The 9,380-nt window shown below is 60.5% G+C and carries 7 protein-coding genes; 6 read left to right on the top strand and 1 reads right to left on the bottom strand.

What is annotated here, in order from left to right:
• The first annotated feature begins 19 nt into the window (after positions 1–19).
• From nadE to NMG46_RS20480, 4 genes are read left to right on the top strand one after another with little or no spacing between them, the layout of a single operon-like run.
• Complete coding sequence (gene nadE, locus NMG46_RS20495; RefSeq protein ID WP_368389308.1) at positions 20–973, top strand: NAD(+) synthase; 954 nt, start codon at positions 20–22, stop codon at positions 971–973.
• A gap of 3 nt (positions 974–976) precedes the next feature.
• Positions 977–2,998, top strand: a complete 2,022-nt coding sequence (gene asnB, locus NMG46_RS20490) for an asparagine synthase (glutamine-hydrolyzing) (protein WP_254819391.1) — start codon at positions 977–979, stop codon at positions 2,996–2,998.
• Positions 2,995–4,551 carry a class I adenylate-forming enzyme family protein gene (locus NMG46_RS20485; protein ID WP_254819390.1) on the top strand — a complete coding sequence of 519 codons (1,557 nt, stop codon included), beginning with the start codon at positions 2,995–2,997 and terminating at the stop codon, positions 4,549–4,551. The genes asnB and NMG46_RS20485 overlap by 4 nt, the downstream gene beginning before the upstream one ends.
• 56 nt (positions 4,552–4,607) lie before the next feature.
• Entirely contained in the window at positions 4,608–4,874 is a 267-nt protein-coding gene (locus tag NMG46_RS20480; protein ID WP_254819389.1) for an acyl carrier protein, read from the top strand.
• A gap of 85 nt (positions 4,875–4,959) precedes the next feature.
• Here the strand turns inward: NMG46_RS20480 and NMG46_RS20475 are convergent, their stop codons facing one another.
• Entirely contained in the window at positions 4,960–5,652 is a 693-nt protein-coding gene (locus tag NMG46_RS20475; RefSeq protein WP_254819388.1) for a class I SAM-dependent methyltransferase, read from the bottom strand.
• Between the two features lie 406 nt (positions 5,653–6,058).
• Here NMG46_RS20475 and NMG46_RS20470 point away from each other — a divergent pair, with 406 nt between their 5' ends.
• The gene (locus NMG46_RS20470) at positions 6,059–7,810 is read left to right on the top strand and encodes a type I secretion system permease/ATPase (protein ID WP_254819387.1); all 1,752 of its coding nucleotides are present in this window, start codon (positions 6,059–6,061) and stop codon (positions 7,808–7,810) included.
• Between the two features lie 203 nt (positions 7,811–8,013).
• Positions 8,014–9,351 carry an HlyD family type I secretion periplasmic adaptor subunit gene (locus tag NMG46_RS20465; RefSeq protein ID WP_368389307.1) on the top strand — a complete coding sequence of 446 codons (1,338 nt, stop codon included), beginning with the start codon at positions 8,014–8,016 and terminating at the stop codon, positions 9,349–9,351.
• The last annotated feature ends 29 nt before the right edge of the window (positions 9,352–9,380 follow it).

Below are 9,380 nucleotides of genomic sequence, written 5' to 3'. Positions count from 1 at the left end.
ATTCGGCAAGGACGCCCTGGTGCTCGACGCTGGCGCGGAAGTCGATCGCATCGTCCAGATCTTGCGCCAGCAAGTCTTTGGCACGCTGCGACGTCGAGGGGTGGTTGTCGGCCTCTCAGGCGGCATCGACAGCTCAGTCGTCGCGGCGTTGTGTGTTCGCGCCTTTGGAAAAGACAAGGTCCTCGGGATATTCATGCCGGAGCGCCATTCCTCCGGCGACTCGCTAAGGCTCGGCCGCACCGTCGCCGCGCAGCTTGGTATCGATACGGTCCTGGAGGACATAACGCCGGCCCTCGAAGCGATCGGCGCCTACAGACGGCAGACCGAAGCAATCAAGACTGTCGTTCCCGAATATGGGGACGGCTGGAAATGCAAGCTGGTGCTCGCCTCGGTTCTCGAGAGCAACGGTCTCAACATCACGCGCCTCACGGTTCAGGATCCCGAGGGCAGGACCGACACGGTGCGTCTGCCGTCGGCAGCCTATCTGCAGATCGTCGCGGCAACCAATTACAAGCAGCGCCTGCGCAAGATGACCGAATACTACCATGCCGACCGCCTCAACTACGCGGTAGCGGGCACGCCGAACCGCCTGGAGTACGACCAGGGCTTCTTCGTCAAGCAAGGCGACGGAATTGCCGACCTGATGCCAATCGTCCACCTCTACAAGACCCAGGTCTATCAATTGGCCGAATATCTTGGGGTGGAGGAAGAGGTCCGGCGAAGACCGCCCACCACGGACACCTTCTCGATGCCGCAGAGTCAGGAGGAGTTCTACTTCGCGCTGCCTTATTATTTGATGGATCTGTGCCTCTACGGCTTGAACCACGGGATAGCCGACGGAGAGATCGCTCAGGCAACCGGCCTCACCGAGGCGCAGGTCCAGAAGGTTTTCAAGGATATCGATAGCAAGCGGCGCGCCGCACGTTATCTTCACGCGCGGCCGTTGGTGTCCTCTTCAATGGGCGAGGGCTAGGCGATGTGCGGCATCGCCGGAATTGTGTCGCTGAGCGGCGCCGCGGCTCCCCCTTCCCGGGATGCGCTGATGCGCATGGTGGGCGCGTTGGCGCATCGCGGCCCGGACGAGCGCGGCCTTTACCGGGACAGACGTGCGGGATTGGCGCATGCCCGCCTGTCCGTCATCGATCTCGCGAGCGGCCAGCAGCCACTCGCCGGCGCGGGCGACACGATGTGGATCGTCTTCAACGGCGAAATCTTCAATTACGTCGAGCTGCGACAAGACCTGGCCGCGCTCGGTTATCGCTTCCGCACACGCAGCGACACCGAGGTCATCGTCCATGCTTATCATGCCTGGGGCGAGGCCGCTTTCGAGCGAATGAATGGGCAGTGGGCAGTCGCCATCTGGGACTCCGTGGCTGGTCGTCTCGTCTTGTCGCGGGATCGGTTCGGCATCTGCCCGCTGCACTTTTGCGAGCATGGCGGACGGCTTTACTTCGCCAGCGAGGTGAAGGCCATTTTCGCGGCCGATGCGGACATACCCCGCGCGTTCGATCCAGCCGGCATCGATCAGACTTTTACTCTTTGGACTGTCGCGCCGCCACAAGGCGTGTTTGGAGGAGTAAGCGAACTCACGCCTGGGCACGTCCGCATTTATGACCGCGGCGTCGTTCGCGAGCGGGCTTTTTGGAAGCCTGCCTATCCAGAGTTTGACGGGCCTGGCGATGATGAATTCAGCGGCTCGCTTGATGACGCGGTGGAGGAAGTGCGCAGCGCCCTGGAGGCCGCGACGGCGCTCAGGATAGTACGCGCCGACGTGCCGGTTGGCTGCTATTTATCCGGCGGGCTCGACAGCTCACTAGTCGCCACGCTGGGGAGACGCTTCGCGGGCGAGCGCTTCCAGACTTTCTCGCTGCGTTTTGCCGACGCCGAATATGATGAGACGTATTTCCAGCGCCTGATTGGCGGCGCGGCCGGCAGTGACCATCATGAGGTGGTTGTTTCGCGCAGCGATATCGCTGGCATCTTCCCTGAGGTGATCTACCATGCCGAGCGGCCAATCCTAAGAACCGCGCCGGCGCCGCTGTTCCTGCTCTCGAGACTGGTGCGCCAGCATGGCATCAAGGTCGTGCTGACCGGCGAAGGGGCCGACGAAATGTTCGCCGGCTACGATTTGTTCCGCGAAGGCAAGGTCCGCCGCTTCTGGGGACGCCAGCCCGCCTCGAAGCGACGCTCCCGTTTGCTGGAGCGCCTCTATCCCTATCTCAGCCGCTCGCCGGTACAGCAGCAAGCGATGGCACGCCAGTTCTTCGGGCGCGACATCCATGCCTGTGATGCGCCTGGTTTTGCGCATGGCACGCGCTGGCGTACCACGAGCGCCATCAAGCGGCTGTTTTCGCCAGACATGCGCGCCCAAACGGAGCGCCATAACGCCGTGTCCGAGCTGCTTGCCCGCCTGCCGCCGGAGTTTTCGCGATGGGGCTCTCTTGCGCAGGACCAGTATATCGAGATCCAGACGCTGATGTCGGGCTACCTGCTGTCCTCACAAGGGGACAGGATGCTCATGGCTCATTCCGTCGAGGGGCGCTTCCCGTTCCTCGACCATGAACTCGTGAGGCTCGCGAATTCGCTTCCGGCCGCCTACAAGCTGCGCGTGCTCGACGAAAAGCATGTGCTGAAACGTGTGGCGCAACCTATCGTGCCGTCGGAAATCGTCACCCGCAAGAAACAGCCTTACCGGGCCCCCAACGCGCTTTGCTTCGTCGCAGATGGCGCTCCGGCCTACATTCGCGAAGCACTTTCGGAGGCGGCGCTGCGCGAAGCGAACGTCTTCGATCCCAAATCGGTTACCCGGCTCCTGAGCAAGTGCCAAGCCAGCGCCGGCGGCGGCGACCTGTCCAACTCCGACAATATGGCGCTGGTCGGAGTGCTGTCGACGCAGCTTCTCCATCGGCAATTTATCGCGAGCCGTCCAAGTGGGGCTCGCACGCTCAAGCTCAGCATCGATATCGACCGCGAGCATCGTGAAGAGGTGCTCGCATGATGAATGGCGCCGTACCGCTCCTGCACGACTATCTCACCAACTCTGCCAGCCGGCTCGGCGCCAAGGTGGCCCTGGTGTGCGGCAATCAACGTGTCACCTATGGCGATCTCGACGTGCGCTCGAACGCCATAGCGCACCATTTGACCGAGGCTGGAATTGCACGTGGCGATCGAGTGGTGATCTTCGCCGACAACACTGTCGAGGCCGTCGTCGCTTTCTGGGCGGTGCTCAAGGCCAACGCCGTGGTGTGCATCGTCAATCCGCTCACCAAAAGCGACAAGCTCGATTATTTGCTCAACGATTGCCGCCCGACGGCACTGATCACCGACAAACACCTGCACTCGATTTTCAGGGACCCGGCGCGGAATTGCCCATCGTTGCGCCGCATGATCGTCTCCGGGCCGATCGAACGCAACGACCTGCAAGAACTGCCACATGCTGTGCGCTGGGATACCGCGGTCGCGGCAGGCCGCAGCACGCCGCCCGCGCGCCGCTGCATCGACATCGATCTCGCTGCGATCATTTATACGTCCGGCTCGACGGGCGAGCCCAAGGGCGTGATGCTGACGCATCGAAACATGATCGCCGCATGCGCCTCAATTTCCTCATACCTGGCGCTTGCTGAAGACGAGGTGATCCTCAATGTCCTGCCGCTCGCCTTCGACTACGGTCTTTACCAGATGATCATGGCGTTCGGCGCGGGCGCCCGGCTGGTGCTTGAGCGTTCGTTCGCCTTCCCGGCGCAGATCCTTGGGCTGATCAAGCAAGAAAGGGTGACGGGCTTTCCCGGCGTACCGACCATCTTTGCCGCACTCGGGGAGCTCAAATCTCTGAGGGATCAGGATTTTTCGAGCATTCGCTATGTCACCAACACTGCGGCCGCCCTGCCGCTCAAGCACATTCTCCTGCTGCAGGAGCTGTTTTCTGGGGCCCGTATCTATTCGATGTACGGCCTTACCGAATGCAAGCGCTGCACCTACCTGCCGCCGGACGATCTTGAGCGAAAGCCGTTGAGCGTCGGGATCGCCATCCCCAACACGGAAATGTGGATTGTCGACGAGCATGACAGGCGGGTCGGCCCCGGCGTCGTTGGTCAGCTCGTCATCCGCGGAGCGACGGTGATGAAGGGCTATTGGGGCAAGCCGGAGGCGACAGCCAGAAAGCTCAAGCCCGGACCGCTGCCGGGTGAGCAGGTCCTGTACACCGGCGACTACTGCCGGATGGACGCCGAGGGCTACCTCTACTTTGTCGGTCGCGGCGACGAGATCATAAAATCGCGCGGAGAGAAGATAGCGCCGAAGGAGGTGGAAAACGCGTTGATGAACATTGCCGGCGTACGGGAAGCCGCGGTCATCGGCGTTCCGGACGAGCTGCTCGGGCAAGCAGTGAAGGCGTTTGTCGTGATGGAGAAGGGAAGCATGCTCGGCGAAAAGCAGTTGCAGAAAGAGTGCCAGAGACGGCTGGAAAACTTCATGGTTCCGAAGTCCATCGTCATCGTACCCAGTCTGCCGATGACCGACACGGGCAAACTCAAAAAAACGGCCCTGTCATGAGTCGGCACCAGAGCGAAGTTGATCAGCATTCATCTTTTTTATCGGAGGCGAAATCAATGTTATCTACCAAGGATAGAACCGATACCTTCAGTGAACAAATTCGCGCTTTCCTGGCCTCGAATTTCTATATAGCCGATCCGGACAGCCTGGAGAGCGACACCTCGCTTCTCGACCAGGGCATCGTGGACTCGACGGGGGTGCTCGAGGTTATCGGCTTCATCGAGGAGACCTTCGGCATCACGGTCGAAGACAGCGAGCTGCTGCCCGAGAACCTCGATTCCATCCAGGGAATTGCGCGATACGTCATGCGCAAGAGAAACTGATTGCCGAAAGCCCGCAGCTCTGTTTCAAATCCCCGGCTGTTTTAAGCCGCGACAGCGCGTCTGAAGCCTGCCGCGACTGTGGCGCTTATGCCTGCGCCTTTGTATGTGCCACAACCACCCGGCCCTCGCCGGCTGGATTGGTGACTGCCCGGATACTCTCATAGACCTTGGAACGCTCGAGCAAACTCATGACCTGCCGGTCCTGGCCAAGGCCGACCTCGAAAAGCAGGACGCCTCCGCGCCGCAAATAACGCGGCGCCTCCTTGAGCACCCGCATGTGGATGCTCAGGCCGTAGGGGCCGGCTGCGAATGCTTCACGCGGCTCGAGTTCGACCAGATGCGAACGGTCGCCCTCAAGCCGTTTTTCCGAAATGTAGGGCGGGTTGCAAACGACCACATCGATCGTGCCGTCAAGCTCCAGGCCGGAGAAGGCGCTGAACAAGTCGCCCTGAAGCACCGTTACCCGCTCCTCCATATCAAGATGGATGACGTTGCGGCGCGCGACCTGCACGCATCCGTCGGTAAGATCGCTTGCCCACACGCGCGCGGTGGGGGCGTGGTGCGCGATGGCGCACGCCAGATTGCCCGCCCCACAGCACATGTCGACAACGCGAGGTACCGGCAAGTTCAGTTGGCTCAGAACATCGAGAGCGGCGTTGCCGAGCAGTTCCGTTTCCGGTCGAGGAACAAGCGCACCGGGCGAGACGAGCAGCTGCAGTCCCATGAAGGCGCTGCGGCCCCTGCCATAGGCATCGGCGACATTGATCTCTTCGCTCACGACACTCGCCTCCCGTTTTACCCGGCGTTGGTGGCCGACAATGGCGCACCGATAAAGTGTATCTTAAAACCGCTTAACTCTCGATCGACAAAATCAAAACCCAATCCCGCCTCAGACGCTTTGAAGCCCTGATGCTACAAAGATGACCATAAGCTTCTGCCTCGTGTCATGATTAGGAATATCTCCTTACTCGAGCTGGTTATCCCCAGGCTGGCGAGCCAGTTGCCGAATTCTCAGCCTGGCGTCACGATTTTGCTACATTTTAATCAAAGAAGGCACATATGTAAGCAATTCGTAATGTTCCAGCAGCGGGGCGGAGCTGCTGCTTCCCGGAAGGTTAAAGTTTGTCCCTCATCGAAAGAATCGACGAGATTGCGCGGCAATTTCGCGTCAACGAGCGCGCATCATGAAGTCGACCAAAGAGCGCTCGCTCGATCTACGCTCCGCAATGTTCGGCTGTATGCACGGCCTCGTCGGCGTAGGCGTTTTCTCCGCATTGATAAATATCCTCGCCTTGACCGGCTCCGTCTACATGCTCCAGGTCTACGACCGCGTGCTGCCTTCGCAGAGCGTGCCGACTCTTATCGGATTTACCGTCGGGATGCTGGGACTTTACGCGGCCTATGGGCTCCTCGATTTCGTGAGGCTTCGCCTGTTGGTCCGCATCGGCAGCCGCCTGCATAAAAATCTGCAGCAAAAGGCGTTTGCAGCCTCGCTTTCCCTGCCCCTCGTCGCCGGGCCGGATGCGAACCGGATACACCCGCTTCGTGATCTGGACCAGCTACGTGGCTTTCTTTCCGGGCTGGGGCCGACGGTCTTATTCGATGCTCCCTGGATACCATTTTATATGGTGGTCATCTATCTGCTGCACCCCGCCCTTGGCGTGCTGGCAACGCTCGGTGCATGCGCCGTTGTTTTTTTGACGGTGGTTGCCGAGATCATCGGCCGCAAACCTGCGGCTCGTGCATCTGAAACACTCGTGGCGCAGCGGCTGCTGGCCGATTCCGGCCGCCGCAATGCAGAAGTCGTTCAGGCGATGGGCCTGTCTGCTCCGCTTAGCCGGCGCTGGAACGAGGTCAGTCATCTTTATCTGAAGAACCAGGAACGGCTTTCGGACGTCGTCGGCGCAGCGAGCTCACTGTCGAAGACGCTCCGAATGGCCTTGCAATCATGTGTGCTTGGGCTTGGTGCCTACCTTGTGATCGGGGGCGAGGCCTCGCCCGGCGTGATCATTGCATCGTCCATTTTGCTGGGCCGCTCACTAGCGCCGGTCGATGTGGCCATCGCAAACTGGAGAGGGTTTCTGGCAACCCGCAAGAGCTATTCCGAGCTGGCGGCAGCGCTGGATGCCTTTGCTAGCCAGCAAGAGACAATGGAATTGCCGCGCCCAAAGGCGGAGCTTGCGGTCGAAGAGTTGACTGTCGCGCCACCAAGCCTGCAGAAGCCAACCATCTTCAATGTAAGCTTCCGCTTGGCAAGAGGCGCAGGGTTGGCGGTCGTCGGCCCTAGCGGCTCCGGCAAGACCACGCTCGTGCGCGCTTTGGTCGGGGCGTGGAAGCCGCTTCGTGGCACGGTAAGATTGGACGGCGCCTCGCTCGATCAGTGGAACTCAGAACTGCTCGGCATTCATATTGGCTACCTGCCACAGGACGTTGAGCTGTTCGACGGGACGATCGCCGATAACATTTCGAGGTTCGGTGGCAAAAGCGACGCAAAAGGCGTGCTGGCAGCTGCCAAGGCTGCGGGCGTGGACAAGATGATCATGCGTCTTCCGCAGGGTTTTCAAACACGCATCGGAGAAGGCGGCGCGGCCCTTTCGGCTGGGCAGAGGCAGCTCGTCGGGCTTGCCAGGGCACTTTACGGCGATCCCTTCCTCGTCGTTCTTGACGAACCAAATTCCAATCTGGACGCAGACGGCGATGCTGCTTTGGCCGGCGCAATCCTGGCTGTGCGTCAGCGCGGCGGTATCGTGATCGTCGTTGCGCATCGCCCCTCCGCTCTCGTCAACATCGATCAGGTACTCGTCCTGTCGAACGGGATGCTCCATTCGTTCGGCTCGCGCGAAGACGTTCTGGCAAATGTGGTCCGGCCCTTCCCGCGTCCGGACAAGCCAAACATTGTCGTTCCGCTGCAGCACGGTGCAAGCGGGCATGCGTGAGGTATTGCTTAGTGTCTAACGTGACCATGTCGCCATATGCTGCGGTTGGCGGCGAAGGCCAGCCGACCGGGGCGAAGCCGGAGTCGGGTGGCATCCGAGCCAATCTACTCTGGAGTAATCTGGTCCGGAGCCTGGCAACAAATTGTCGTTCCGCCGCGCAAATGTGCGGCCGAGCATATGCGAGGTATCGCTCCACTGTCACCGTGTCGTCATACGTCGCCGCCGGTGGCGAGAGCCGTTCGTTGGGGACGAAGCAAGATCCGGATGGAATCCGGGCCAATCTGCTCCTGGGCCTGGCAACCAGCTTGCTGTTGGTCTTTGGCGGAGGGCTCTGGTTGGGATTGACCAAGATTGCCGGCGCGGTGATTGCGCCTGCGACTGTGGTGGTCGAAAGCAACATAAAAAAAGTGCAGCATCAAACCGGCGGCACGATCGGCGGAATCTTCGCGCAGGACGGCGATCATGTGAAGGCCGGCGACGTGTTGGTCAGGCTGGACAACACCTTGACCCGAGCAAACCTGCAGATAATCACCGAGGACCTCAATCGCGCCACCATTCGTCTGGCCCGACTGGAGGCCGAGCGCCAGGGTCTGCCGGAAATGCAGATCCCGCCCGACCTTCGCGCTCAAATGGGTGACCCGCAAGTGGCGGCACTTGTCAGTGGCGAGCGTGCCTTGTTTGAAAGCCGTGCTGCGGCGCTGGCTGGCCAGAAAGCACAATTGCAAAGCCGCGCGAAGCAGCTGGAACGTCAGATTGATGGCCTCAAATCGCAGCAGTCTGCGACCGACGAGTCTCTGGATCTGCTGACCAAGAACCTTGCAGATGTCGAATCTCTCTACGCAAAGAAGTTGGTGTCCAAGGAGAGGTTGAGCAATGTCAGCCTGGAGAAGACCCGGGCTCGCGGCGAATCGGGACGCCTTGTCGCGGCGATAGCGGAGGTACAGGCTCACATCAGTGAAACGGACCTGCAGGTGCTTCAGCTCGACGAACAAATGCGGAGCGACGTGACCAACGAACTTCGCGAAACGGAAGCCAAGCAGACCGAACTCAGTGAGCGCAAGGTGGTCGCCGAAGACGAACTCGGCAGGACAGACATTCGTGCCCCGCAATCGGGCACGGTACAAGAATCCTCGGTCCACACCGTCGGAGGCGTAATTGGCGCTGGAGAGGTGCTCATGATGATTGTTCCCGATTCCGACAACCTTGTCGTCGACGCTTCCATTCCTCCGTCGCGTATCGATGAGATTCATCCCGGACAGCAGGTGTCGATCCGCTTTCCGGCGTTCGACGCCGGCACCACACCTGCTTGCGAAGGCTCGGTCAAGCGCGTCTCAGCGGATCTGATCAAGGATCAGCAACGCCAGCTTTCCTATTTTTCGGCTCGCATCGACGTCGAGAATGAAGCGACCTGCCTGACTGGAGAGAAAATACTCAAACCCGGCATGCCCGCCGAAGTCCACATAAGAACCGACGAGCGCAGTGTCTGGTCCTACTTGATGAAGCCTCTTACCGACCAGTTCTCCAGGGCCTTCAGGCAGTAAGGGGGCTGCCACACTCTCAACCGGCAGCC

Source organism: Mesorhizobium sp. LMG 17147, assembly GCF_024297145.1.
Classification (GTDB): domain Bacteria; phylum Pseudomonadota; class Alphaproteobacteria; order Rhizobiales; family Rhizobiaceae; genus Mesorhizobium.
This window is presented reverse-complemented; position numbering and strand designations above follow the sequence as displayed.